We start from the raw sequence: 24,939 nt of genomic DNA on the forward strand, positions 1-24,939 counted from the left end.
TTTAAAAAGCTATCGCTTGCTTTTTTAAAAGCTCAATTTTAAAGATGATGAAGATAATAGATATTTTGCTTAATGGGTATGATTTAAAAAAGGGCTTTTGCTTGAAAAGAAATTTGATATATAGAGATTAGAGGAACAGCGTTAAAAAACGCCTATCATATCGTAGGAGACAGCATCAAAAAGACGCCTACCATAATCATAGGGTAGCATCAAAATGATGCTACTAGAGCCGTGTATAATGCGCTCCTGTCAGAATAAAGGGCGGGGAAGTCTTTAGGCACAGGCCCGTTTTCACCCGGTTTAAAGCCTTTGTTAGTATGCACGCCATAATACGCAAGATCCACGCTACCGCTCAAATATTCATTGAATTTATAGCCTAAAGAGATCATCGCTCTCGCTTCCCAAGAGACTACTGAATTGGAGTATTGTGTGGCGAATTTCCATGTGAATTTTTTGGCAAAATGAGTGCCGCCACAAGAAAGGAAAATGGTAGCGGCGTCTCTTTTAAGGGCTGTGCCTGTAAAACCGGCATAGACGCTGTTACTCCCCATGATCACACCGCTTGGATTCCCCATGTTGCCTATCCAACCATTAGCGTTTTGAAAGACTTTATAAAAGGCGATTGAAACATTGTAATTGTTGATGTCAAAGCGTTGGCGGATAATGAGATTTTGCCCGTTTTGAGTGGCAGGCGTGTCGTATCTATAGACTGGGCTTCCATTGGATTTAACGATCATCCAAGGGTAGTAAATGGGGAAAAACCCTATGACAGCTGTATCAGAGCGAAAGCCTGTGCCGCTAAAATTAGGGTTAGAGTCCCAACCAATCTTAACGCCTGGAGCGTTAAAGATTTGAGGCGAAAGGTAATAAAAGCCTTCTATGAGGAAACGATGAGGTTTATAGGTGAGTTGCACCGCATGCGTGCCATAAAGCACCTTTCGCCCATGGCTATCATAACCTCCCTTATCGTTTTTGGTGAAGCCTCCGCTATAAGTGGTCCTAGCGGCAAACCAATCCATTAAAAACGAACCATAAGCGAACGCCCTCCCAAAAGAGCTAAACCAAGTCAAGCGCGCATGCTTGTATTGCCCAGAAACTTGAAAGCCTTGCGTTTGACCGCTTTTATAAGGCATAGTGGATAAATAGCGTCCGGCTTTTATTTCAAAATAATTCTTATAAGCGTATTCTAAATACGCGTCGCTAAAGACATAATTGCGGACATTTTTGTTGTGTTTCATGTTCTGTGTTTCAAGACTATCGGTTTGTAAGATATTCGTATAGCCCCCCATAAACCCATCGTAATAACCAAAGAGGTTATAAGCCACAGAGCCGTCTTCAAACTTCTTTGTGCCGTCATAGAAAATAGATCCCACCATACCCCCTATTTTGCCTTTTAGAACATGGTCTGAAACCTTTTTGGGTAACAAGCTAAAACCAAGCCCTAAATAGCCCGCAATCGTTGCGAATTGCTGCATAGGGTAGATGCCTCTTTCTTTATTGATTTTATGCTGGTTAAAACCGATAGTGCTGGATTGATCCACAAAGCCGTTGAGCTTAGCTTCAAAACCTTGTAAAGAAGAGCTTAAAAACGCTCCAAAGAATAAAACCTGACTTGCCTTTTTCATGCATGCCTCCTAAAATGAGATTGATAAATGCAAATGCTTTTAAAGATAAATCTATTCTTTAGTTTTTATTATTCTTAGCTTTGAAATAATTATAATATGTAAAATAATGCGTATGATGAGAAAGTCAAGCTTTTAAAAGCTAAAAACGATCAATTTATGGAAAATTTACTCCCTTTAAACTCAAATGGCTAATATATGGTGCTAAAATCCGTTATGATTAACGGATGATTTTGAATGGAGCGCTTGAGAATGGGGTTAAGCTTTGCTTTATTGTTTTTAGGTTTTATCTTGTTGTAAGATAAAGCCTATTGGTTGTAATTTTTATACAATTCTATTAAATGCTTAGTGGAGCTGTCAAAATAAGCGTTGCTTTTATGCCCTTCTAATTCTTGTAAAATCGGCACGGCCAGTTCTTTTCCAAGCTCCACGCCCCATTGATCAAAGCTGTTAATATCCCAAATAACCCCTTGCACAAAGACTTTATGCTCATAAAGAGCCACTAACGCCCCAATATTGCTTGGTGAAATCTTTTCTAATAAAAGGATATTAGAGGGGCGGTTGCCAAAAAACACCCTATGGTGGGCTAAATCTTTGGCTTCATCTTTGTCTAATCCTTTAAAGAGCAATTCCCCAAGCGCTTCTTCATAACTCTTGCCTTTCATGAAAGCTTGCGCTTGCGCTAAAACATTGCTGAATAAAATCTCATGGTGGCCTTTAGCGTTAGGTTTTTTATCCAAAGAGGCGATAAAATCAATGGGGATTAAATGCGTGCCTTGATGCAAGAGCTGGAAAAAGGCATGCTGAGCGTTAATGCCCATATCGCCCCAAACAACAGGGCATGTGTCATAGGGGATGGTTTCGCCTTTTTTGCTGATGCGTTTGCCATTGCTTTCCATATCCAATTGCTGAATGAATTTAGGGAAATGCCTTAAATACTGATCATAAGGAGCGATTAAATGGCTTTTGGATTGGAAAAAATTGATATACCACACGCCAATTAGCCCCATTAAAACGGGCAAATTGCTTTCAAAAGGGGCGTTTCTAAAATGCTCATCCATCAAATACGCCCCTTTCAAAAGAGCGTTAAAATTTTTCTTCCCCAAATAGATCATAATGGATAAGCCAATGGCCGACCACAAGCTATAACGCCCCCCTACAAAATCCCAAAATTCAAACATGTTATGCTCGTCAATGCCAAATTGTTGCACGGCTTCTTTATTGGTGGATACCGCTACAAAGTGCTTAGCGATATGCTTTTCATCGCCGCTTCTTTCTACAAACCATTTTCTAGCGGTTAGGGCATTGGTTAAGGTTTCTTGAGTGGAAAAAGTCTTAGAAGCCACGATAAAAAGCGTGCTGGCCGGATTGATTTTTTCCAAAACATCTAAAATCTGCGTGCCATCCACATTAGACACAAAATGCATTTTTAATCTCGGGTGGCCGTAGCGTTTTAGGGCGGTGCAAACCATTAAAGCGCCTAAATCTGACCCCCCAATACCGATATTGACAATATCAGTGATCACTTGATTGGTATAGCCTAATCTTTTACCGCTCCTCACGCTATCGCTAAAGGATCGCATGCGTTTTAAAACGCTTCTCACGCTTTTTAACACTTCCATGTTGTCTAGTAAAATTTCTGCGTCATTCAAGCTTCTTAAAGCGGTGTGTAAAACAGCCCTTTTTTCGGTGGTGTTGATTTTTTCGCCCTTAAACATCGCCTCAATCTTTTCTTTTAAAGAGCAGTCATCCGCTAATTCAAAAAGAAGCTTTAAAGTGGTATTGTTCAAGCGGTTTTTGGAATAATCCAAGCTCAAGCTTTCCAATTGCACGAAATAACGGCTCGCTCGCTCTTTGTCTTTGGAAAACCAATCGCGCATGTGCGCTTCTTTAATTTCTTCATAATGTTTGAGTAATTTTGGATAAGTTTTTAATTGGGTTAGCATCAATACCCCTTAATGAAAAGATATAACGCTGTATTATAAGCTAGTTTTAGTTACAATTTTCAAATGTTAAGAAAAAACATTTTAGCTTACTATGGGGCGAATTTTCTCTTAATCATCGCTCAAAGCTTGCCCCATGCGATTTTAACCCCCTTGTTGCTTTCTAAAGGGCTTAGTTTGAGTGAAATCTTGCTCGTGCAAACCTTTTTTAGCTTTTGCGTGCTGGTGGCTGAATACCCAAGCGGCGTTTTAGCGGATTTGATGAGCCGGAAAAATTTATTCTTGGTTTCTAACGCCTTTTTAATCGCTAGTTTTTCGTTTGTGCTGTTTTTTGATAGCTTTATTTTCATGCTTTTAGCGTGGGGGTTGTATGGTTTGTATAGCGCATGCTCTAGCGGCACGATTGAAGCTTCACTCATCACGGACATTAAAGAAAATAAAAAAGATTTATCCAAGTTTTTAGCTAAAAACAATCAAATTACTTATTTAGGCATGATTATAGGGAGTTCTTTGGGATCGTTTTTGTATCTCAAAATCCATGCGATGCTGTATATCGTGGGGATTTTTTTAATCATGCTCTGCGCGCTAACGATCGTGTTTTATTTTAAAGAAAAAGAAGCGGATTTTAAAAGCCAAAAAAGTTTGAAACTCCTTAAAGAGCAAGTCAAAGGCAGCCTTAAAGAGCTTAAAGATAACCCCAAGCTTAAAATTTTATTAGTGGGGCATTTGATTACGCCTATCTTTTTTATGAGCCATTTTCAAATGTGGCAAGCGTATTTTTTAAAACAAGGCGTTAAAGAGCAATACCTTTTTATATTTTATATCGCTTTTCAAGTGATTTCCATTCTCATTCATTTTTTAAAAGCCAAAAATTACAGCCAAAAAATCGCCCTAAGTTCGCTTTTGGTGTTGCTAGGCGTTAGCCCCTTGTTGCTTAGTAATATCCCTTATTGTTTCATAGGGGTGTATGCGCTCATGGTGGCGTTTTTCACTTACATGAGTTATTGCTTGGGGTATCAATTTTCCAAATTCGTTTCCAAAAACAACATTTCATCGCTCTCATCGCTTTCATCAAGCTGTGTGCGCGTAATCTCTGTGTTAGTTCTATCGCTCAGTAGTTTGGAACTGCGTTACTTTTCACCCCTAACTATCATCACCATGCACTTTGCCCTAACGCTTCTCATCCTCTTTTTCTTTCTGCATAAGGCTAAGCCGTTTGATGAGTGAATTTGCTTTAAGATTGTAACCTTTTAGCGATTTCTTGCGCAACATCATAGCCATGATTGAGTGCGGTAGCGATGCTCGCTCCTGATTTGAATAAAATATCGCCCACGATGAACAAATTAGGGATATTGTTGCTCTCTAAATTTTCTTTCACTACAGGGATATTCGTGCTAGGATCTAATTCTAAAGAACAGCGTTTAAAAAACTCTAAAGGGGTAGAGCCACCGATCGCATACAGCAAGCGATCAAAACTCTCGCTCGTGTTATCGGTGAAATTCACCTTAATTTGAGTGTTATCTTCTTCTAAGCTTTCAATATCCACTCCAAGCTTGCTTTTAAGCGTGTTGTTGTTTAGGACTTCTTGCAAGTTTTTAGCGTTGTCTTCATTGATACGGCTGAATTCTTTTTTGCGGTAATTGAGGGTGGTAGGGGTGGTTTTACACAAAGCAATGGCGTATTCCACCGCTGAGTTGCCTCCGCCGATCACAAGGGTTTTTTCATTTTCCTTACAATCATTGATGCTAAAAACCACTTGTTTAGAGAGCACAACAGGGATTTTATAAGTAGTAGGGCGGTTTGGCTGGCCCATTTTCCCGATCGCAACCACCACAAATTTAGCATGATAGGTTGTGTTAGAAGTGGTGGTGATTTTAAAGTATTCGCCCTCTTTTTTCACGCTCTCAATATCGGTTTTATAGCTTGGCGTGATGCGATGCTCTTTTAAAAGGTTAGTGAAATTCTCTAAAGTTTCTTCTTTAAAGCTGTCTTTAAAAGGGATATGCCCTTTAAGCTCTACGACTTGCTTTTTATAATCTTTATCAATCCTTTTACCGGCTTTATAAAACTTCTCTAACATGCCTGAATGGCTTTCGGTTTTTTCGCATAAAAGTGCCTTTTTAACGCCGGCTATTTCGCACTCTATGGCTGTGGCAATGCCCCCAGGCCCTGCACCCACTATCAACACGTCTAAAATTTCTTGGCTCATTTTCTATCCTTTTATTTTTATTTTTTTAATTTTTGGGGTCTTGGCGGTTTTCTTGTAAAATCGCTTCGTTCAAATCGCTCGCGCTATCATACAACACGCTTTCAAGCATGCGTTTTTCATCGTCAAACTGACCGCTTTTAACCCCCCATAAAAACGCTATTAAGCCTACCAATCCCATAAGCACTGAGACAACTAACATGATGGTTAAAATTTCTGTATTCATCTCTATATCTTTTAGGTTATTAGGATCACTTTGCCATTATACTAAAAGATAGCGTTTAAATCACCAATAGGTTGAATAAGTTTGGATAACATGAAAATGAGAAAATTAAAAAGAGGGTTTCTTATGCAAGAAGCGTTGTTGCGTTTTCAAGAGGGCTTTAAAGAGTGGGGTTATCTTATTTTATTTCTGTATTCTTTGGGGGGTGGGTATGTGGGGATTGTCATCGCTTCCATTTTGAGCGCTACCACGCACGCTTTGGATATAAAAATAACGATTCTTGTCGCTTTTTTAGGGAATATGGTAGGGAGTGGGGCTCTTGTGGTCTTTGCCCGCTATCAAAAAAGAGAGTTTTTAAAATACTTTCATAAGCACCGAAGAAAGCTTGCTTTAGCGAGTTTGTGGGTGAAACGCTACGCCTTGCTCATGATTTTTGTCAATAAATATTTGTATGGGATTAAGAGCGTTGTGCCTTTGGCGGTTGGTTTTAGCAAATACCCTTTAAAAAGGTTTTTATGGCTTAATGTTTTATCCAGTTTTTTGTGGGCGTTAATCGTGGGGAGCGTTTCTTTTCAAGCGAGCGATTGGGTGAAAACGCTGTATGAAAGGCTTTCTCATTACACTTCGTTTTTTGTGATAAGTTTTGTTCTTATAGCGCTTTTAATATGGTTTTTATTGAAACGATATTCGCGCAAAATGGGTTTTTAAGCAAGATTTTTAATTAAATGCGCTAAACTACGCCCACAAGCATTCGCATGAAGTGGGTGCGTTAATATCTTTAAACACAAGGATTGAGAACATGGGAAAAATTGGTATCTTTTTTGGGACAGACAGCGGGAACGCTGAAGCTATCGCTGAGAAAATCAGCAAGGCTATTGGTAATGCTGAAGTGATTGATGTGGCTAAGGCTTCTAAAGAGCAATTCAATAGCTTTACAAAGGTTGTTCTAGTCGCTCCAACAGCCGGTGCGGGCGATTTGCAAACGGATTGGGAAGACTTTTTAGGCACGCTAGAATCGAGCGACTTTGCGAATAAAACCATTGGGCTTGTAGGCTTGGGCGATCAAGACACTTACAGCGAAACTTTTGCAGAAGGCATTTTCCACATTTATGAAAAAGCTAAAGCCGGCAAAGTGGTAGGGCAAACTCCCACTGATGGTTATCATTTTGAAGCTTCTAAAGCGGTAGAAGGCGGTAAATTCGTGGGTCTAGTGATTGATGAAGACAATCAAGACGATTTGACAGACGGACGAATTGCAAAATGGGTAGAACAAGTTAAAGGTTCTTTCGCTTAATCTTTAAAGCCCTAAACTTTAGGGCTTTTTTAAACTTCTTTTTTATATCTTATTGATGCTAGAAATAGACAACCAAACCCCACTAGAATCGGATTTTTTATTATTAGAAAAAATCGCAAATGTTTTAGCCCCCACTCAAATCATTGAGCTTGTTTTGGTGAGCGATGAAACCATGCGAGAAATCAACAGGGATTTAAGGGGTTGCGATTACGCTACCGATGTTTTGAGTTTCCCTTTAGAAGCGATCCCTCACACCCCTTTAGGGAGCGTGGTGATTAATGCGCCATTAGCTCAAGAAAACGCCCTGAAATTAGGGCATAGCTTAGAAAATGAGATCGCTCTTTTATTCATTCATGGGGTGTTGCACTTACTAGGCTATGACCATGAAAAAGATAAGGGTGAACAACGCCAAAAAGAGGGCGAACTCATTAAAGCGTTTGACTTGCCTTTGAGTTTGATTGAACGCACACAGGATTAGGTTTAGATGCTCTACTAATGCTGACAAATAAAGCTTTTAATTTCTTTTAAAATGGGGCTTTAATTATTTTGTCTTATATCTTAAATTTTATTTTATAGTAAAGGGGGGATAGGAGGTAAAACATTTTCTCTTGCAACCCCCAACTAAATCCCACTAATCCCCTAAGATCGCATTATAAAAAACTATCTCTTGACTAGCGTCAAACTCTTTCGTATTGGATTATAAAAAATGATTTTAGTATTTTTTCAAAGCCCTTCATAATAATACGACTGCGTGATGCCTTTAATGAAAGTTAAGGGATCGTTGGTATTAGAACTCAAATGCTTTTTTAAAAGCGTTTTGATTTCCAAATCATTCACAGGACTCCTTTCCATCGCGCTCAAATAAGCGGCTTTATCAATCCTTTCCCAAAGCACGATTTTTTTCAATTCCTTTTTAAGCAACAAATCAAGCCATATCCTAGTCGCTCTGCCATTACCTTCCAAAAAAGGGTGGGCGATATTCATTTCCACATATTTTTCTATGATTTGATTGAAATTATTTTGCGGCATGCTCTCAATTCTGGGTAAAATCAAATCCAAATACAAGCAATTAGCGAACCTGAAATTCCCTTTAGAAATATTTTTATCCCTGATTTTACCGGCAAATTCATACAACCCTTCAAACAAAAACCGATGGATTTCTTGCAAGCCCTTGATTGTGCCTACTTCTATGGTGTCAATCAGACCGCTTTGGATCAAATGCTTGGCTTTTTCTAAACTCTGTCTGTCTAAATGCATCGCGCTGATTTTTTAAGAGTGTAATTTTTAGAGGCGCATTTTTTTCACGCTTTCATGGCAAGCTTCTATAAACGCTCCCCTAACCCCCTTTTTTTCTAAAACGCTCAAGCCTTCAATCGTTGCGCCTTTAGGGGTGCAAATTTGCTCTATAATCATTTCTGGGCGTTCTTTTTCTAACAGCTTGGCAAAGCCTTTAAAACTCATTTCCACCAATTCTAAAGAATCTCTAGCGTTCAAGCCCTCCCTAATACCGGCATCTTTCAAACCGCTCGCTACCAAGCTTAAAAACGCGAGCGCGCTCCCATTGGTCGCTATACTGGCATCCACCTGCTCTTCATTACCCACTCGCACGCAATTCCCAAAACTCTCAATAATACTCAAAGCTTTCTCACTTATTGAAAGTGCAACCGATTTTTCACACACCGCCGTAGAAGATAGGGCGAATTTGCTCGCAATGTTAGGCATGCATTTTAAGTAATGTAAAGAATCTATCGCATTACTTAAAGCTTCAAAACCCACGCCAGCTAAAGCGCTCAAAACGCTTTTGGCTTGCCCTTGATAATTAAAATCCTTAAGGTTATAAGGCTTAAAAAGTAAAAACACGAATTTTTGGTGTATATCAATAGCGTTTTTATAGGGAATGATGCGCGCTTGAATGTTTTTTTCTTGTAAAAAGGGGGCGATTTTTTCAGGGTTTCGCCCGGTAATCTCTAAAATAAAGCGCTTGGATAAAATTTCATGAGAGCCTTCTAAAATCGCTTGAGCCATATTCCCATAGCCGATGAATTGTAAGATTTCCATGACACACCCTTTTTTAAAACCCCATGATGTAATTGATATAGAAAGTATAAAGCCTCCTATAGCTCACATCAGCCCCAGCACTTCTCAAATACGCTTGATTGATGAGAGGCACTTTAATCCCAAATTCCACGCTCTTTTGGCTGATAACCCCTTGATTGTGGAATTTCTTAGCAAAACGCTTAAACTCCGCGAAATTGGTGCGCACCCCAAAATTCAGCGCCACTTGAAAATTCGTTGAATGGATGTCATTGGCGTTCCCCCAATTGTCAATGATTTGTTGCCTTAAAGAGCTAAGCCAAGTTGCACCGCCTAATTGGACCCCAGCAAATAGCCCAAAATTCAACGCTTTAGTGTTGTAAGTCCTCCTGAACAAGTTCCATAAAAAATCTGTGCCTACCCCATAAGCAAAGATATTCGCTTTCACGCTTTGATTGGCTAGGCCTATTTCACTAAAGCCGTAATCAAAGAAAAAATAATGCCTAAGGCCCAATTTCCTAGCCTTACCAAAGAAGTATTTATAGCCTATGCCAACCCCTAAGCCGTTGCTCATGCCATGTTGGGTGCTTTTAGCGGCCGCATACTGGCTTAAAACGGGTTGAGAGCCGTAGTTATTGGCTTGGTTTTGCGCGTTTTGAACCTGATTTCTAGCGTTAATCATCGCATCAATGAGTTTTTGTTGCACCATAAAGAACGTTTTATCCCCTAAAAGCTGCCGTAAGGTTTGCGAGAATGACTGAATGGTGGTGGTGTTAGAAGTGATTTCTTGGAGCAAGGTTAAAATCGCGTTAGGGCTAATATCGTTTTGTAAGGCTTGAAACCCTTGAGAAATAGCGCTCGTGATCGCTTGAAAAGCGCTTGTAAGACTAGTAGACACACTACTATCATTATTTTGGATAAACCCGGCGGTTTTAATGAATTCGGTGAGCAAATGGATTAAATTGTTCGTATCGCTCACCCCATTGGTGGGGATTGCCCCTAAAAGGTTGATAAGCCCACCGGTGCAAGTAGCGCCACTACTACCGCTACTACTATTACACAAATTACTGAGACTACTACTATTACTTTTTAAGGCTTCAAAAAATTGTTTTAAGCCGTTTTCAACGCCTTTATTATTCCCAGAGCTGGCGATAATGTTGGCTATTTTTTGGGCGTCATTATAGACTTTTTGTAAATTGCTGTCGGTTGTGGTGGTGGCGCTTGTGGCGCTTGTGGCGCTTTGTTTGTTGGGGGTGTAGCAATTGCTCCCACTCGCCCCGTTGCTCCCGTTGGTGCATGTTTGGTAGGCGTTATTAGTATAAGTCCCTAACTTCCCATCACTAGCGTCTGTGAGCATTTGGTAGGCTGTGTTGATTTGACTGGTGCCATTTCCGCCTCCACTGCTTCCCCCATTATTTCCACCATTACCATTAACGCCCTTAAGATTTGTGATAATTTGGTTGAGCAAACCACCGCTAGTGAGCGCGATTTGTTGGACATTGTAGGTGATGCTGTTCCCACCACTGCTCCCATTTTGAGTTGTTGCGTTTGTCGTGTATCCTAAAGCGCTTTGCAACCCGCTGTAATAAGCCTTAGAATCGGACCATTGCTGATAGCACCAGTTGGTATTATTACTCCCATTCGTTCCATTTGCGCATGCGTTGCTATTGTTTGTTGCTCCGCTTGTTTGTTGGGTTTGTTGGCTTTGAGCGATTAAAGCGTTCATGTCTGTAGGCACTTGCTGGTCAATGGTATTGATGAGTTGGTAGAAATTCGCTCTCAATTGGATGCGTAAATCTGTGTTATTGTTAGTAGTTAAATTTTGCGATTGACTCCCATTAGGGTTACTAGTGTTATAAAGCGCGTTCGCCCATGCTTCAATATTGGATTTTTGATTTTGAAAAGCGCTTTGAATGCTTTGTTGGAAATTATTGACATTTTGCAATACGGTGTTTAAAGCTCCCATCACCGTGCTGTTAGGAGATTGTGTGGTTGGCCCACTATTTTGAGCTAAATTGGCCGTTTTAGCTTCTTCTTCATTATTCACAACCACCATCGCTTTCAGTTTGGAAGCGTTGCTTTTAGCTTGAGCGGTAGTGGTAGTCCCATTAGAGCTTAAAATGTTTTGCAATTGGGAGTTCCCGCTGATACTCAAACCCCCAGAGTTGTCGCATGAGCTTGTCCCGGATTGTGTCCCATTAGCGCATAGTATCTTGGCGTTTTTTTGCAAATTTTCTTCTGAAGTTTTTAAAGAGTTATAAACGCTCCACACTTGAGAAACCAAGTTGAAAGAATTCACGCCGATCTGCTCTTTGCCGTTGATGGTTTGGACTTTGGAGGTAGCGACTAAAGAATTGTCAAAACTGCTTGTGTTATTTGCGGAGCTTGTGTTGCTTGTGGAGCTTGTCGCTGAGCATGAAATCCCGCTAGAAGCACTGCTAGTAATACTCCCGGTAGCGGTCATGCAATCATAGGCGCTGATATTTTGCCCTTGAGCGTTGGTAACGGTGCCGATTTGGTAGTTATTGGAAGTGTTTTTGAGCAAGTTTTTAGGCTCGCTAAAACTAATCCAAGAAATTTGTTTTAAAGCGTTATTGTATTGTTCTATCGTGCTTTCATAGGCTTGGAAATTCAAAGCGTTGTGCAAGTTGTTTAAATTATAAGTGGTGTTGTTGATCGCATTGTTGTCTAAAGTGTTGATAGCAACGCTTTGAAGCTTTTGAGCGATGGCTTGGACTTGCTGGTTGGCTTGGTTGTTTGAAGTGGGGGTTGCGGCTAAAGGGGCTAAATTTTGGATGAATTGCTCTAAACACTGGATTTGATTAGCGCAACTATTGGGGTTAATTTGATTATTAGCGCTTAATGCCCCTTGTAAAGTGTTCATTAAAAGGGTGTTGTTGTATTGTTGTTGGTTGTTGCTGTTTGAAGAAGTAGAGCCTAAAAGGGAATTAGTTGGATAGAACACGACTTGTCCCGGTGGGTTTAGCACCACATGCGTTGAGGTTGTGGTGGGGAAAACCCCCACCCCTAAAGTGTTTAAAGCGTTAACAAGAGCGCTCACATAAGCGGTATTGTTGCTAGAAGCGTTCACCGCATCGGTTAGATTGGAGAGTAAGGATTGCGCGTAAGTGGTGCTAGTGGTTTTAGTGATGCTGTGTTCAATTTGTTGCAATAATTCTGTCATGGATTGCGCGGTGTTTTGGAGCTGGGCTTTGACTTCTTGGGTGTTGTTGCTGGGATTAAGGCTATTGATAGAGCTAATGATGCTAGTGCTTAGCGCGATGCCCTGATCAAACGCGCTCTGGGTGTTGGAAAGGAGTTTGGCTGTGATCTGTGAAGAGTGGGCTTTTAAGGGATCAGAGCTTCCTTTAAGCCCTATGATTTGCTGGGAAATGCTAGAGATTTGACGGCTAGAATAAAAGTCTTTTCTTTTGCCAATTTGATTTAGGATATTAGAAATGCCCTCTAATTGGTTGCCCACCGTGTTACTCACGCCATAGCCTAAAGCGTCAATGACGCTTTGAGAGCTTAAAGTAATCAAACCGGTAGTAGGCCCTGCAATATTGATCGCGCTTTGGGTTACGCTGTTGATAATGTTTTGATTTTCTAAAAGTTGTTTGTTGTTGATGAATTGTTGCGTGCCACCGATTTGATAGCCTACAGACATATACCAGCCATTGTCTTCAGCTAAGAGAGAGCCAATTAAAAAGAGTGGTATGAATTTTCTAGCTTTTTTTATCATATTTTTCCCTTATTTTATTTAATCAAAAGCCTATGTTGTAGCCCACATAAAAACTAAAGGCTCTTCTATACTTCGCTGTAACGCCTTCTGATTGGTAATAGGTGTGATAAAGCACCGGTATTTTAACGCCAAATTCTATCCCTTGAGAAAAACGAGATCTTCTTTGCTTGGCGATTTTGGAAAAATTAGTCCTTATGCCTAAATCAAAAAGGAATTGGAAAGAAGTGTCTTTGGGCTTAAGATGGTTGCCATCCACTTGATCTAAAAAATTCGTTTTCCAGGTTTGCCCTGCAAGTTGGATGCCGGCAAAAAAACCTATATCTATCGCTTCAGTCCCCCTTTTTCGGGTAAAAACATTATAAAGAAAGTCTGTGCCTGCCCCATAGCTAGAGAGAGTGGCTTTCACTAAAGAAGATCCTGTGCCAAATTGCGCGTAACCAAAATCATAAAAGCCATAATACCTAAGCCCAAACATGCGCTTTTTGCCAAAGAATTGCTTATAGCCCATTTTCACGCCAAAGCCGTTCATGTTATTAGAATTAGAGTTATGCTCCAAAAAATTCCTAGCAAAGCCCATTTGATAGACTTGATTCACTTTAGTTTGCATTTCATCAATCACCCCGCCAATCACTGCTTTAGAGCGATAAAGCCCATAAGCCATTAAAGTTTTTGCTGTGGGGGAATAGGGGTTGGCTAAGATCTTGTCTATTTGTGCGGGGGTGGGGGCGTTTGTGGCTTGCTCCAGTTGGTTTATGATAACTTTTTGCTCTTGTTGGGCTTGTTGCGGGGTTAAATTATTTTGTGAGGTTACATTATTGGTGTTAGCTTTTCCTCCATAGCTAGGCAAGAAATTCAAACCTTTGTTATTTAAATCCAAATAGGGGGCGACCCAATTGGTGATAAAATCCCCATACGCTACGGTGTTACTAAGCAAGCTTTCCCCATAGTTGATCGCTTCTTGCATCTGGTTATAGCTTGAAGTGCCTGTCAGTTTAGCGGCTTTATTGGCGAAATTTTGCATGCCTGAAAAAATCATAGAAGCGGTGATGCCATTAGCGATGATGCTATCAGCTAAATAATAGACTGCCGAGCTAGGGTGGTAGGTGTATTGGCCATTGCCTGATCCAATCGTCGCTCCAGGGGGTAATTCTTTTAAGGGCGCTTGCGTGCCGTTAGTATTGCCGTTTTTGGTGTAATAACCCGGGCCGCTAAAGCTTTGGTAGCCTTGTTGGGAATTGCTGCCATTAGGGGCTTTATTATAGGTGAAGCCAAATTGCTTTTCATTGGCTAAGCCCCCTAAAATCCCTGCTTGCATTAAAGCCTGGAAGATGTTTTGGGCGTTTTGAGCGATAGAGTTAGCTTCATTAGTAGCGGTGCATTGGTTTTGAGTGCTGCAAATGGTTTGATTACTGCTTGCTGTGGCTAGGCCGTCTTGTAAAAGGTGTTGCAAGACTTCAGGGCTAAAACTCACAGGACTGCCATCAGGGGTGCTAAAAGATTTATTCGTTAAGGTTTGGTTATACCAGAGCGTGGTTAAAGCGTTGGTAATATCATCGTTTAAAGCGTTCATGACACTGGCTAGACCACTAGGCAAGGCAATAACAGTGCTTTGATTGCCAAATTTGACATTAAAGACTTTGGCGTTAGAAAGATTTTCAGGGTTACGGATTAAAGTCTCGCCGATGAGTTGGGTGAGCTTGTTTAAATTATTGACTAAAGATTGCATATCAAAGGTGGCATTGACATTGCCTCTTGGTGGGTTGTTGCCTGTATCGCCATTTTGGGCGTTTTGTTGATAGCCCCCCGCATAGAGCAAACAGCGTTTGGAAGGATCAGGGCAGAGCATTTGCATTAAAACCCTCGTTTGTTGGCCCATCGCTTCTAAATAATAGGCTAAAGGCACTGCCGCAGATTCTAGAGCGATAGCGTTTTGGCGGATATAAGTGGATGCGGCTTGACTGGCGTTAAGCCCTGAGTTATCCACCCTTTGAATGGCTAGAGAAGTTTGATAACTCACCCCCATAAAAAACCCATCATCTTCTGCCGCTAAGGGGTTAAGAAAAAATAAGGGGAGTAGGCTAGAACAGATGAGCCATTTTTTATTAAAAACAAAGTTTTGCAAGGGGTTATCCTTTTCTTTTTAAAAGATTTGAGCTATCCTAAATTTTATCTTATTTATCGCTTAAGTTTAATGGTTAGTCGCTTAATTGTTGATTAAAATGGGCTATTTTAGGCGCTCAAAATCGTTTCAATGATGGTTTTCGTGCCGTCTTTAGCGATTTTTTGTTGCAATTTAGCGCTGATAGTGGTTAGGTTTTTATTGCCTTGATCGTCTTTTTGGTTGAGCTTTCTAATAACTTCAAAGAGTTTTTTAGGCAATAATTCATTTTGAGGCACAACATAGCATAAGTTTTCTTTTTCAAATTCTAAGACATTGTAATACTGGTGGTTATTGCTCGCAAAAGGGTAGGGGATAAAAATCGTGGGTAAGCCATTAGCGCACAATTCCCACACGCTGCTAGCACCCGCCCTGCTCACGCACAAATCCGCTTGGCGCATGACTTCTATGATATTGTTGTGGAAAGCAAACAAATCTATCTTATCCAACAGCCCCAATTCCTGGTAAAAAAAACGCACTTGTTCATAAGAATTGGGGCCGCAAATGTGCGTGATTTTAATCCCCTGTTTGGTGAGTTTAGGAGCGTTTAATAGGGCAAACTCATTGATCGCTTTTGCCCCTTGAGAACCGCCTAAAAATAAGATATGCTTGATTTCAGTTCGAGTCCTAGCGGAATCAAAAAAAACGTTTTGCACGGGATAGGAGGTTAAAACATGATGGCCCTTATCTTTAAACGCATAGCTTGAAAACACCGCCTTAGCTTTAGGGGAAAGGTAGCGGTTAAGAGAGCCTTTAATCGCATTTTGCTCATGGATATAAAGGGGTATGTGATTGAGCAAGCTTGCAAAACTCGCCGGTCCTGCGCTAAAACCTCCCACGCTAATGGTGTGCGTGATCTGGTGTTTTTTTAAAATTTCTTTAGCCTTAAAAGCGGCTTTAGCTTGCAAGAATAAAGAGCCTATTTTTTTAAAGAAGCTTTTATTGACTACGCCTTGAGTGTTGAAAAAATAGCGTTCGCTAAATAAGGGGCTGTTTTCAAACCATTCTCTATCTTGCCCATAAGTGGAGCCTAAATAAATCGCCTCTATGCCTTGCTTTTCTAATTCTATGGCTAAGGCTTTAGCGATAGAGAGATGCCCCCCTGTGCCTCCCCCTGTAAGAGCGAATTTCATGCTAAAACCCTTAAGCTCGTTCTCTTTCTTTAACCACAAAGCTTTTTAAAGGATCTCTAAAGCCAAAATCCGGGTAATCCATCATAGAAAGCGCCACTTGAGCGCCAAAGCCATTTTTGGAATTAAACACTAAGGGGGCTAAGAAATTAACCATAGAATCTTCTAAATTTTTTTGCAACACGACCACGCAATATATCTCAACTTTGGAATGAGAATCTAATTCTAGCAGTAATTCTATGTATTTGGGTATCACAAAGCTGTATTCCCTCAAACAATAGGGATTCACTAAGACCATATCCAACGCCATGGGGGAATTGGTTTGGCCCATTAATCGGCTGAATAAGGAATCAATTTTTTCCAAACGCACTTCATGAATATGCTCAAATCCTAAAATAGGGGCTTTTAAAAAGTAATTCACTGGACTATCCTTTTTAATTTAAATGCTTTGTTGTATAATTTTAAAAAAATACGCAACAATTAAAAGCGTAAAAGCAAAAGGCGTTCCAAAATTAAGGATCGTTTTATTTTAGGATAAAAATAATAATGAAACAAGAACCCACCACCTACCAACCCCAAGAGATAGAAAAAAAGATTTATGACATTTGCTCTCATAGGGGGTATTTTGAAATTGATGGCAATGAAAAAATCCAAGAAAAAGGCAAGCGATTTTGCTTGATGATGCCCCCTCCTAATGTGACCGGTATCTTACACATAGGGCATGCTTTAACTTTAAGCTTGCAAGATATTTTAGCGCGTTATAAACGCATGGACGGGTATAAGACCTTGTATCAGCCCGGATTGGATCACGCCGGCATTGCGACGCAAAATGTTGTGGAAAAGCAGCTTTTAAGTCAAGGGATTAAAAAAGAAGATTTAGGGCGTGAAGAGTTCATTCAAAAAGTGTGGGAATGGAAAGAAAAGAGTGGGGGAGCGATTTTAGAGCAAATGAAACGTTTAGGCGTGAGCGCGGCTTTTTCTAGGACTCGTTTCACGATGGATAAGGGCTTGCAAAGAGCGGTTAAATTAGCGTTTTTGAAATGGTATGAACAAGGTCTCATCGTTCAAGATAACTACATGGTGAATTGGTGCACTAAAGACGGGGCGTTAAGCGATATTGAAGTGGAGTATGAAGAGCGTAAGGGGGCATTGTATTATATTAGATATTATTTAGAAAATCAAAAAGATTATTTGGTGGTGGCTACCACACGCCCTGAAACTTTGTTTGGCGATAGCGCGCTTGTGGTCAATCCTAACGATGAGAGGTACAAGCATTTAGTGGGGCAACAAGCGATCCTGCCTTTAATCAATCGCACAATCCCTGTTATCGCTGATTTGCATGTGGAAATGGAGTTTGGCACAGGGTGTGTGAAGGTTACCCCTGGGCATGATTTTAACGATTATGAAGTGGGCAAACGCCACCATTTGGAGGCGATTAAAATCTTTGATGAAAAGGGGATTTTAAACGCGCATTGCGGGGAGTTTGAAAATTTAGAACGATTAAAAGCCCGAGATAAGGTCGTAGAAAAATTAAAAGAAAACGCCTTATTAGAAAAGATAGAAGAGCACACGCATCAAGTGGGGCATTGCTATCGTTGTCATAATGTGGTAGAACCTTATGTGTCTAAGCAATGGTTTGTCAAGCCTGAAATCGCTCAAAGTTCTATTGAAAAAATCCAACAAGGTTTGGCGCGATTTTACCCCTCTAATTGGATCAATAACTATAACGCTTGGATGAGGGAATTACGCCCTTGGTGTATCAGCAGGCAATTGTTTTGGGGGCATCAAATACCGGTATTTACTTGTGAAAATAACCACCAGTTTGTAAGCCTAGATGCTCCCTTAAATTGCCCTACTTGTAAGAGCGAAAAACTAGAGCAGGATAAAGATGTGCTAGACACATGGTTTAGTTCAGGGCTATGGGCGTTTTCCACTCTAGGGTGGGGGCAAGAAAAAAGCGGTTTGTTTAATGAAAGCGATTTGAAAGATTTCTACCCTAACACCACGCTCATTACCGGGTTTGACATCCTCTTTTTTTGGGTGGCTAGGATGCTCTTTTGCAGCGAATCGCTTTTAGGCGAATTGCCTTTTAAAGACATTTACTTGCACGCCTTGGTTAGGGACGAAAAGGGCGAAAAAATGAGCAAATCTAAAGGTAATGTGATCGATCCTTTAGAGATGATAGAAAAATACGGCGCGGATAGCTTGCGTTTCACTTTAGCCAATTTGTGCGCTACGGGTAGGGACATTAAGCTTTCTACTGCGCATTTAGAAAATAACAAGAATTTTGCCAACAAGATTTTCAATGCGGTGAGTTACTTGAAACTCAAACAAGAATCTTTCAAAGATAAAGAGCGTTTGAACGAATACCAAACGCCTTTGGGGCGTTATGCGAAATCGCGCTTGAATTCAGCGACTAAAGAGGTGCGTAACGCTTTAGATAACTATCGCTTTAATGATGCGACGACTTTGTTATACCGCTTTTTGTGGGGGGAATTTTGCGATTGGTTCATTGAATTTTCTAAAGTGGAAAATGAATCGATAGACGAATTAGGGAGCGTGTTAAAAGAGGCTTTAAAACTCTTGCACCCTTTCATGCCCTTTATCAGCGAGTCTTTATACCACAAGCTCAGTAACACGGAACTAGAAAACACTGAATCTATCATGGTCATGCCTTACCCTAAAGAAATCGCACGAGATGAAAAACTAGAGCATGAATTTGAAGTGATTAAAGATTGCATCGTGTCTTTAAGGCGTTTAAAAATCATGTTAGAAACCCCACCGATTGTTTTAAAAGAAGCGAGCGTGGGATTAAGAGAAGCCATAGAAAACACAGAGCGTTTGCAAATTTACGCCCAAAAATTAGCGAGGTTAGAAAAAGTCAGCGTGATAACTCTCAAGCCTTTAAAAAGCGTGAGCGATGTGGGGGAATTTTGCCAGACTTATGCGGATTTAGAAAATCTTGATTTAAGCCCGCTGGTTGCTCGTTTAAAAAAGCAGTTGGAAAAACTGGAAAAAGAAAAACTAAAACTCAATTTGCACAATGAAAATTTTGTCAAAAACGCGCCTAAAAGCGTGCTAGAAAAAGCCAAAGAGAGTTTAAAAACGCTTTTAGAAAAAGAGAGTAAAATTAAACAAGAATTGGATTTGTTAGAACAACCATAATAAAAGGATAGAAAATGTTTCAAGCGTTAAGCGATGGGTTTAAAAACGCGCTCAATAAAATCCGCTTTCAAGATGATGAAAAAGCACTAGACAGGGCGTTAGATGAATTGAAAAAAACGCTTTTAAAAAACGATGTGCATCATAAAGTCGCTAGAGAATTGCTCAAAAAAGTGGAAAGCCAAACTAAACTTAGCGGTATTGGTAAGCAGCAATTTTTAGACGCTTTAGAAAAGAGTTTGTTAGAAATTTTAAGCGCTAAAGGGAGCAGTGGTTTCACTTTCGCTCAAACGCCCCCAACGGTGGTTTTAATGGCAGGTTTGCAAGGGAGCGGTAAGACAACCACCACCGCTAAACTCGCCCATTATCTCAAAACCAAAAATAAAAAAGTGCTTTTATGCGCATGCGATTTGCAACGCTTAGCAGCGGTGGAGCAATTAAAGGTTTTGGGTGAACAGGTGGGCGTGGAAGTTTTTCATGAAGAAAATAAAAGCGTGAAAGAAATCGCCAACAACGCTTTAAAAAGGGCTAAAGAAGCGCAATTTGATGTGTTGATCGTGGATAGCGCGGGGCGTTTAGCCATTGATAAAGAGCTTATGCAAGAATTAAAGGAAGTTAAAGAAGTCTTAAACCCCCATGAAGTGCTGTATGTTGCAGACGCCTTGAGCGGGCAAGATGGGGTCAAAAGCGCGAACACCTTTAATGAAGAAATAGGCGTGAGCGGGGTGGTGTTAAGCAAGTTTGATAGCGATTCTAAAGGGGGTATCGCCTTAGGCATCACTTACCAATTAGGCTTACCTTTGCGTTTTATTGGGAGCGGGGAAAAAATCCCTGATTTAGACATGTTTGTGCCTGAAAGGATTGTGGGGCGTTTGATGGGGGCTGGAGATATTATCTCGCTCGCTGAAAAAACCGCCAGCGTTTTAAACCCTAATGAAGCCAAAGATTTAAGCAAAAAGCTCAAAAAAGGGCAATTCACTTTCAACGATTTTTTAAACCAAATTGAAAAGGTGAAAAAATTAGGCTCTATGAGTTCTCTAATCTCTATGATTCCAGGTTTAGGGAATATGGCAAGCGCTTTAAAAGACACGGATTTAGAAAGTTCTTTAGAAGTGAAAAAAATCAAGGCTATGGTCAATTCCATGACCAAAAAAGAGCGAGAAAACCCCGAGATTTTAAACGGCAGCCGAAGAAAAAGGATCGCTTTAGGGAGCGGCTTAGAAGTGTCTGAAATCAATCGCATTATCAAACGCTTTGATCAAGCGAGCAAAATGGCTAAACGCTTAACGAATAAAAAGGGCATTAGCGATTTGATGAATTTAATGAGTCAGGCTAAAAATCAAACACCCCCTAAAATGCGCTAACTTTTAAGCATGTTTTAGGCACTTTTGTTGTATAATCTCAAATTTAATACGAATATTTTAGGAGATTTTTGTAATGACAGTCATTAGACTCACGCGCATCGGGAGAAAGAAAAAGCCTTTTTACAGAGTGGTGGTAACTGATTCTAGGAAAAGAAGGGATGGAGGTTGGATTGAATCCATTGGGTATTACAACCCTTTAAGCGAGCCTAAAGATATTAAGATTGATAAGGAGCGCTTGGATTATTGGAAAGGCGTGGGGGCTAAAATGAGCGAGAGGGTGGAAAAACTTTCTCAAAAAGCCTAAGGTTTTGTGAGGTTAAATGCACGAATTAGATCCTTTGAACACGCCTTTTTCTCAAGCTGATTGTAAGGACTATTCGTATTGCGTGGCAACTTTTTTAGAAAAATATTTAAAAAAGGTTGTGTCTTTCCCGCAAGCTTTGAGCGTGGACTACACGCTTTTAGAAGATAAAGTCAAGCAAATCACTATTTATACCCACCCATCAGACATGGGGCATGTGATTGGTAAAGAGGGCAAAATGGTGAGCGCGATTAAGGCGTTTGTTTCTGGTGTGAAAGCCAAAGACGGGTTTTCTTATAAAATCGTTGTTTTTGCCAGTAACGATAAAAATAGCGATAAAAATCCCCATGCTTTAGGCGATCAAACGCCTTGAATGGTTTCTATGCTTTTAGTGGGCAGAATTGGTAAAAGCGTGGGGCTTAATGGGGGGTTAAAGCTTCATTTAGAGAGCGATTTTCCGGAGTGCTTAAAAAAAGGCGTTAAGGTTAGCGTTGCTCCCTTGAACGCTTTCTCTTGTGCTTCTTCTTTTAAAGACTATGTGATCCATTCTTATGAACATGCCAAAAACCTGTTGTTTTTAGAAACGATTCAAACGCCTGAAAAAGCTAAAGAGCTGACTAATTTAGGGCTTTTTATGAGCGAAGTAGAGAGTAAAAAACTCTGTGTTTTAAAAGAGGGCGAGTTTTTTTATTGCGATTTAGTAGGGCTTAGCGTGGTGGAAGAAAACGAGATTCTAGGAAAAGTCATAGAAATCCAAAGGATTTCTCAAACAGATTATTTCATGGTTGAAACCACGCTGAACTTGGTTGAAAAAGGTTTGGCTAAGATTTTTTTAATCCCTTATAGGGATTTTTATATCAAAGAAATCCTTTTACAAGACAAAAAAATAACCACCCATAACACTAAAACGCTTTTAGAGAATAGTTGAGTGAAATTCAGCGTTTTAACCCTTTTCCCGCAGCTCATTTTGCCTTATTTTGAAGATTCTATTTTAAAAAGAGCGTTAGAAAAAAATCTTTTTGAATTGGAAGTGTTAAACCTTAGAGATTTTAGCACTAATAAATATCAAAAAGCGGATCACACGCTCATTGGTGGGGGTGCTGGGCAAATTTTAGACCCTGAGATGATAGAAAACGCGCTCCATTCTGTTAAAAACCCTAAACACACGATTTTTTTAAGCGCGGTGGGCAAGCCTTTCAAGCAAACAGACGCGATGCGTTTGGCTCAAAAAAAGCATGTCGTTTTGGTGTGCGGGCGTTATGAGGGCTTTGATGAACGCTCTATTGAATTGAGCGCTGATGAGGTTTTTTGTATAGGCGATTTTATTTTAACAGGGGGCGAGCTTGGGGCGTTGTGCTTGATAGATAGTATCGCTCGCCACATTCAAGGGGTCTTGGGTAACGCCCAATCTTTAGAAAATGAGAGTTTTGAAAATAATTATTTAGAAGCCCCTAATTTCGCTAACGCTGTTTTTAAATCCAAAGAAATCAATAAAATCCCTGCACCTTTAGAATATTCTAAAGGAAATCATGCTAGAATCAAGCAACTAAAACTTGATTTGTCAAAATTAAGGACAAAATTTTACCGCCTTGATTTATTCAAACAGCACAAATCATGAAATTGACATTAAGGAAAACACATGAAAAACCGCTACATTCAGCAGTTTGAAGACGCTCAGTTAAAAGACAAGAGCATGCCAACATTTAAAGCCGGCGATACTTTGAGATTGGGTATTACCATTAAAGAAGGCGAAAAAACACGAACTCAGTATTTTGAAGGCGTGTGTATCGCGATTAGAGGCAATGGCGTGGATAAGACTTTTTGCGTGCGTAAAATAGGGGCTAACAGTATCGGCGTGGAGAAAATTTTCCCTTTTTATAGCGAAAGTTTGGCGAGCGTTGAGGTGTTGCGCGTGGGTAGAGTGCGCCGCGCGAAGCTCTACTATTTGCGCGATAGGAGAGGTAAGGCAGCAAGGATTAAAGAAGTCCGCCATTAACTTCAAGGCTTTTTATCAATCATGCTTCGATCAATGCTGATTGGTAGAACGCTCTTTAGGGGTTGAAATCCGTTTTTTAACCGCTTCTCTTAAAATTGGGGTAAAACTTTTTCAATGGGTTTGATTGGCTTGAAAAGAGTTTTTTAATCCCTTTTTAGTTTTACCACCAACTTTTTTAAAACTCTAAACTCTTTTTGGTGTTGGCGTTTGTTTTTTCAAAGCAAAGTTTTAATCGCTTCTTTTCTGGCTTGCTGTTTGTTAAACTGAATTTTTGGCTCTAATGGGGCGTTGGTTGTCAAATTTTAAAAAGGTTAAAAAGCGTTTTTTACCATCAAAATACAAAAAGCTTGACGCAAGTTGAACGATAACTCCTTAAAAAAGCGATCAGGTTAGGGGATTTAAAGGGTTTGAAGTATTAAAGCGCAAAATATCCCCCTATATTCTCAAGAAAGTTTTACTATAAAGTTTTTAAAAAATGAAAGAAATTAATTAAGGCTTTTGGTGTCTGTTTGATGAGAACAGAACTTTTATTTTTTTAGAAACAAGGCATATTTAGATCCCCATGCTATACTCAACCCTTATGGCAAAATTCATATTTTGGGAGAAAGCATGGAAAAAACTGAAACCACGATTTTTGTGGATTGGGAAAATCTTCTCGCCGATTTGAAAGCAATCCAAGAAACGGATGAGCGTTTAAAAGAGCCTAATTTTAATTTCAACAACCCCGAGCAACTCTTAGCGCTAATCCGTTCGTTTTTGGAGCCTGAAGAGGAATTGAAGCGGATCTATTTTTATGTATCTGAGCCTTTCACAGAAGTTGAACCTAGAATCAAGGGCAATAAAAACGAAGAACTTGAGGAGTATAAAAAGAATAATTTTAAAGAATATGAGGAAAAAGCGAATAAATCAGGGATTATCCAATCTTTCAACCATGCGATCGCCCAACAAAATCAAGTGAAATTACGAGTCGGGCGGGTAATGTTCGAATTCGCATATAAGTTCGAAGACAAAGAAGTCTATAATGGTCTAGAAGCCAAGATTTTTATACCTTACTTAAAGTTGCGTCAAAAACAAGTTGATGCGCTGTTGGCACACGATATTACCAAGCTGTATTGCACCAAACAAGGAGGGTGTATTTTGCTGTTCAGCAGGGATACCGATTTTGTGCCTGTGTTAGAAGCCGCTTGGGAGAAAGGCTTTGAAGTCTTCATCGCCAACATTCAAGAAAGCCCCAATTCTGTCCCTTCAGACTTGAAGAAGTCTTGCAATGTGAGAGAACGCAGTGTCGCTGAAATTGTAGATAACTTGCCAAAAAATCAGTACACCCCCAAGAAAAAGAACTTTTCCCCCAACGAGCCTTTTAACAACCCATTTAAAGACCAACTCTTTAAGAAGAACTAACACGATCCCCCCACTAAGGGGACAAAAAAGCACCCATTTTAAAAGGGTTAGCTTAAGCGGATTTTTCTAATCCATGATTTCATTTTTTGCTCTCTATTATGGAGTGGTTTTTGAAAACGGAGATAAATTAGTGCTTATAATGGTGGTTTTATGGGGAATGCGTTGTTTTTGGCGGTATTTAGATTTCTCAAAACCCAATTATTTTAAAATTTTAACTTGCTCTGTCAAAAATTTTTATAATTTAAGCAAACCTTAAGCTTTCTATGACTATACTTTCATTTCCTTATTTCAGCAAGGGCTTTTAAAAAGCCGCTTGATACCTTACAAGGATAGCTGATTAAAAGCAAACGATCTTTGAAAACT

At 40.0% G+C, this 24,939-nt stretch carries 22 protein-coding genes; 12 read left to right on the top strand and 10 right to left on the bottom strand.

The window, feature by feature from the left end:
- Positions 1-209: 209 nt before the first annotated feature.
- Together hofH and pgi are read right to left on the bottom strand one after the other, a co-directional pair.
- Positions 210-1,625, bottom strand: coding sequence for an outer membrane beta-barrel protein HofH (gene hofH, locus I6852_RS06280; protein WP_097700624.1), 1,416 nt, complete (start codon positions 1,623-1,625; stop codon positions 210-212).
- A 305-nt stretch (positions 1,626-1,930) separates the two neighbouring features.
- Positions 1,931-3,568: a glucose-6-phosphate isomerase gene (gene pgi, locus I6852_RS06285; protein WP_197291822.1), complete on the bottom strand. Its 1,638-nt coding sequence runs from the start codon at positions 3,566-3,568 to the stop codon at positions 1,931-1,933.
- A 63-nt stretch (positions 3,569-3,631) separates the two neighbouring features.
- On the opposite strand from pgi, the gene I6852_RS06290 reads away from it, so the two are divergent.
- Positions 3,632-4,792: an HP1165 family MFS efflux transporter gene (locus I6852_RS06290; RefSeq protein ID WP_197291821.1), complete on the top strand. Its 1,161-nt coding sequence runs from the start codon at positions 3,632-3,634 to the stop codon at positions 4,790-4,792.
- 7 nt (positions 4,793-4,799) lie between these two features.
- On the opposite strand, the gene I6852_RS06295 is transcribed toward I6852_RS06290, so the two are convergent.
- Together I6852_RS06295 and ccoS are read right to left on the bottom strand one after the other, a co-directional pair.
- The gene (locus I6852_RS06295; RefSeq protein ID WP_197291820.1) at positions 4,800-5,774 is read right to left on the bottom strand and encodes an NAD(P)-binding domain-containing protein; all 975 of its coding nucleotides are present in this window, start codon (positions 5,772-5,774) and stop codon (positions 4,800-4,802) included.
- Between the two features lie 25 nt (positions 5,775-5,799).
- A complete protein-coding gene (gene ccoS / locus I6852_RS06300; protein WP_197291819.1) occupies positions 5,800-5,997 on the bottom strand; it encodes a cbb3-type cytochrome oxidase assembly protein CcoS in 198 nt (65 codons plus the stop codon).
- Positions 5,998-6,120: 123 nt separating this feature from the next.
- Between ccoS and I6852_RS06305 the strand changes: the two genes are divergently transcribed.
- The 3 genes from I6852_RS06305 to ybeY all read left to right on the top strand — a co-directional run bounded on the left by I6852_RS06305 (position 6,121) and on the right by ybeY (position 7,766).
- Positions 6,121-6,702: a DedA family protein gene (locus I6852_RS06305; protein WP_197291818.1), complete on the top strand. Its 582-nt coding sequence runs from the start codon at positions 6,121-6,123 to the stop codon at positions 6,700-6,702.
- A 91-nt stretch (positions 6,703-6,793) separates the two neighbouring features.
- Positions 6,794-7,288 carry a flavodoxin gene (locus I6852_RS06310; RefSeq protein WP_197291817.1) on the top strand — a complete coding sequence of 165 codons (495 nt, stop codon included), beginning with the start codon at positions 6,794-6,796 and terminating at the stop codon, positions 7,286-7,288.
- A gap of 55 nt (positions 7,289-7,343) precedes the next feature.
- A complete protein-coding gene (ybeY, locus tag I6852_RS06315; RefSeq protein ID WP_079353023.1) occupies positions 7,344-7,766 on the top strand; it encodes an rRNA maturation RNase YbeY in 423 nt (140 codons plus the stop codon).
- 245 nt (positions 7,767-8,011) lie between these two features.
- On the opposite strand, the gene fic is transcribed toward ybeY, so the two are convergent.
- From fic to fliW, 6 genes are all read right to left on the bottom strand, one after another.
- The gene (gene fic / locus I6852_RS06320; protein ID WP_053577377.1) at positions 8,012-8,545 is read right to left on the bottom strand and encodes a protein adenylyltransferase Fic; all 534 of its coding nucleotides are present in this window, start codon (positions 8,543-8,545) and stop codon (positions 8,012-8,014) included.
- Between the two features lie 27 nt (positions 8,546-8,572).
- The gene (gene proC / locus I6852_RS06325) at positions 8,573-9,346 is read right to left on the bottom strand and encodes a pyrroline-5-carboxylate reductase (protein ID WP_197291816.1); all 774 of its coding nucleotides are present in this window, start codon (positions 9,344-9,346) and stop codon (positions 8,573-8,575) included.
- A 13-nt stretch (positions 9,347-9,359) separates the two neighbouring features.
- Positions 9,360-13,064 carry a Hop family outer membrane protein HopL gene (hopL, locus tag I6852_RS06330; protein ID WP_197291815.1) on the bottom strand — a complete coding sequence of 1,235 codons (3,705 nt, stop codon included), beginning with the start codon at positions 13,062-13,064 and terminating at the stop codon, positions 9,360-9,362.
- A gap of 22 nt (positions 13,065-13,086) precedes the next feature.
- Positions 13,087-15,186 (bottom strand): Hop family outer membrane protein HopI, encoded by a 2,100-nt coding sequence (gene hopI, locus I6852_RS06335; RefSeq protein WP_197291814.1) that lies wholly within the window; start codon positions 15,184-15,186, stop codon positions 13,087-13,089.
- A 107-nt stretch (positions 15,187-15,293) separates the two neighbouring features.
- Positions 15,294-16,355, bottom strand: coding sequence for an undecaprenyldiphospho-muramoylpentapeptide beta-N-acetylglucosaminyltransferase (gene murG / locus I6852_RS06340; protein WP_197291813.1), 1,062 nt, complete (start codon positions 16,353-16,355; stop codon positions 15,294-15,296).
- Between the two features lie 10 nt (positions 16,356-16,365).
- Complete coding sequence (gene fliW / locus I6852_RS06345) at positions 16,366-16,773, bottom strand: flagellar assembly protein FliW (protein ID WP_197291812.1); 408 nt, start codon at positions 16,771-16,773, stop codon at positions 16,366-16,368.
- A gap of 125 nt (positions 16,774-16,898) precedes the next feature.
- Here fliW and valS point away from each other — a divergent pair, with 125 nt between their 5' ends.
- The 8 genes from valS (at position 16,899) to I6852_RS06385 (ending at position 24,576) form a co-directional block, all read left to right on the top strand.
- Positions 16,899-19,517: a valine--tRNA ligase gene (valS, locus tag I6852_RS06350; RefSeq protein WP_197291811.1), complete on the top strand. Its 2,619-nt coding sequence runs from the start codon at positions 16,899-16,901 to the stop codon at positions 19,515-19,517.
- A gap of 14 nt (positions 19,518-19,531) precedes the next feature.
- The gene (ffh, locus tag I6852_RS06355) at positions 19,532-20,878 is read left to right on the top strand and encodes a signal recognition particle protein (protein WP_187861942.1); all 1,347 of its coding nucleotides are present in this window, start codon (positions 19,532-19,534) and stop codon (positions 20,876-20,878) included.
- A gap of 73 nt (positions 20,879-20,951) precedes the next feature.
- The gene (rpsP, locus tag I6852_RS06360) at positions 20,952-21,182 is read left to right on the top strand and encodes a 30S ribosomal protein S16 (protein ID WP_000216122.1); all 231 of its coding nucleotides are present in this window, start codon (positions 20,952-20,954) and stop codon (positions 21,180-21,182) included.
- A gap of 16 nt (positions 21,183-21,198) precedes the next feature.
- Positions 21,199-21,552 (top strand): KH domain-containing protein, encoded by a 354-nt coding sequence (locus I6852_RS06365; RefSeq protein ID WP_039090840.1) that lies wholly within the window; start codon positions 21,199-21,201, stop codon positions 21,550-21,552.
- Positions 21,553-22,107: a ribosome maturation factor RimM gene (gene rimM / locus I6852_RS06370; RefSeq protein ID WP_197291810.1), complete on the top strand. Its 555-nt coding sequence runs from the start codon at positions 21,553-21,555 to the stop codon at positions 22,105-22,107. It begins immediately after the preceding gene.
- The gene (gene trmD / locus I6852_RS06375; RefSeq protein WP_197291809.1) at positions 22,108-22,797 is read left to right on the top strand and encodes a tRNA (guanosine(37)-N1)-methyltransferase TrmD; all 690 of its coding nucleotides are present in this window, start codon (positions 22,108-22,110) and stop codon (positions 22,795-22,797) included.
- Positions 22,798-22,818: 21 nt separating this feature from the next.
- Positions 22,819-23,175, top strand: coding sequence for a 50S ribosomal protein L19 (gene rplS, locus I6852_RS06380; RefSeq protein WP_197291808.1), 357 nt, complete (start codon positions 22,819-22,821; stop codon positions 23,173-23,175).
- A gap of 609 nt (positions 23,176-23,784) precedes the next feature.
- Complete coding sequence (locus I6852_RS06385) at positions 23,785-24,576, top strand: NYN domain-containing protein (protein WP_197291807.1); 792 nt, start codon at positions 23,785-23,787, stop codon at positions 24,574-24,576.
- Positions 24,577-24,939: the final 363 nt, after the last annotated feature.

The organism is Helicobacter pylori (assembly GCF_015904775.1).
Lineage (GTDB): Bacteria > Campylobacterota > Campylobacteria > Campylobacterales > Helicobacteraceae > Helicobacter > Helicobacter pylori_DM.

Excerpts from the sequence above, each read along its gene's own strand:
- fic (WP_053577377.1), bottom strand. The coding sequence starts at position 8,545 with ATGCATTTAGACAGACAGAGTTTAGAAAAAGCCAAGCATTTGATCCAA.
- proC (WP_197291816.1), bottom strand. The coding sequence starts at position 9,346 with ATGGAAATCTTACAATTCATCGGCTATGGGAATATGGCTCAAGCGATT.
- pgi (WP_197291822.1), bottom strand. The coding sequence starts at position 3,568 with ATGCTAACCCAATTAAAAACTTATCCAAAATTACTCAAACATTATGAA.
- ybeY (WP_079353023.1), top strand. The coding sequence starts at position 7,344 with ATGCTAGAAATAGACAACCAAACCCCACTAGAATCGGATTTTTTATTA.
- I6852_RS06305 (WP_197291818.1), top strand. The coding sequence starts at position 6,121 with ATGCAAGAAGCGTTGTTGCGTTTTCAAGAGGGCTTTAAAGAGTGGGGT.
- I6852_RS06385 (WP_197291807.1), top strand. The coding sequence starts at position 23,785 with ATGGAAAAAACTGAAACCACGATTTTTGTGGATTGGGAAAATCTTCTC.
- rpsP (WP_000216122.1), top strand. The coding sequence starts at position 20,952 with ATGACAGTCATTAGACTCACGCGCATCGGGAGAAAGAAAAAGCCTTTT.
- hofH (WP_097700624.1), bottom strand. The coding sequence starts at position 1,625 with ATGAAAAAGGCAAGTCAGGTTTTATTCTTTGGAGCGTTTTTAAGCTCT.
- hopL (WP_197291815.1), bottom strand. The coding sequence starts at position 13,064 with ATGATAAAAAAAGCTAGAAAATTCATACCACTCTTTTTAATTGGCTCT.
- I6852_RS06365 (WP_039090840.1), top strand. The coding sequence starts at position 21,199 with ATGCACGAATTAGATCCTTTGAACACGCCTTTTTCTCAAGCTGATTGT.
- rplS (WP_197291808.1), top strand. The coding sequence starts at position 22,819 with ATGAAAAACCGCTACATTCAGCAGTTTGAAGACGCTCAGTTAAAAGAC.
- I6852_RS06290 (WP_197291821.1), top strand. The coding sequence starts at position 3,632 with ATGTTAAGAAAAAACATTTTAGCTTACTATGGGGCGAATTTTCTCTTA.
- murG (WP_197291813.1), bottom strand. The coding sequence starts at position 16,355 with ATGAAATTCGCTCTTACAGGGGGAGGCACAGGGGGGCATCTCTCTATC.
- ccoS (WP_197291819.1), bottom strand. The coding sequence starts at position 5,997 with ATGAATACAGAAATTTTAACCATCATGTTAGTTGTCTCAGTGCTTATG.
- I6852_RS06310 (WP_197291817.1), top strand. The coding sequence starts at position 6,794 with ATGGGAAAAATTGGTATCTTTTTTGGGACAGACAGCGGGAACGCTGAA.
- I6852_RS06295 (WP_197291820.1), bottom strand. The coding sequence starts at position 5,774 with ATGAGCCAAGAAATTTTAGACGTGTTGATAGTGGGTGCAGGGCCTGGG.
- rimM (WP_197291810.1), top strand. The coding sequence starts at position 21,553 with ATGGTTTCTATGCTTTTAGTGGGCAGAATTGGTAAAAGCGTGGGGCTT.
- valS (WP_197291811.1), top strand. The coding sequence starts at position 16,899 with ATGAAACAAGAACCCACCACCTACCAACCCCAAGAGATAGAAAAAAAG.
- ffh (WP_187861942.1), top strand. The coding sequence starts at position 19,532 with ATGTTTCAAGCGTTAAGCGATGGGTTTAAAAACGCGCTCAATAAAATC.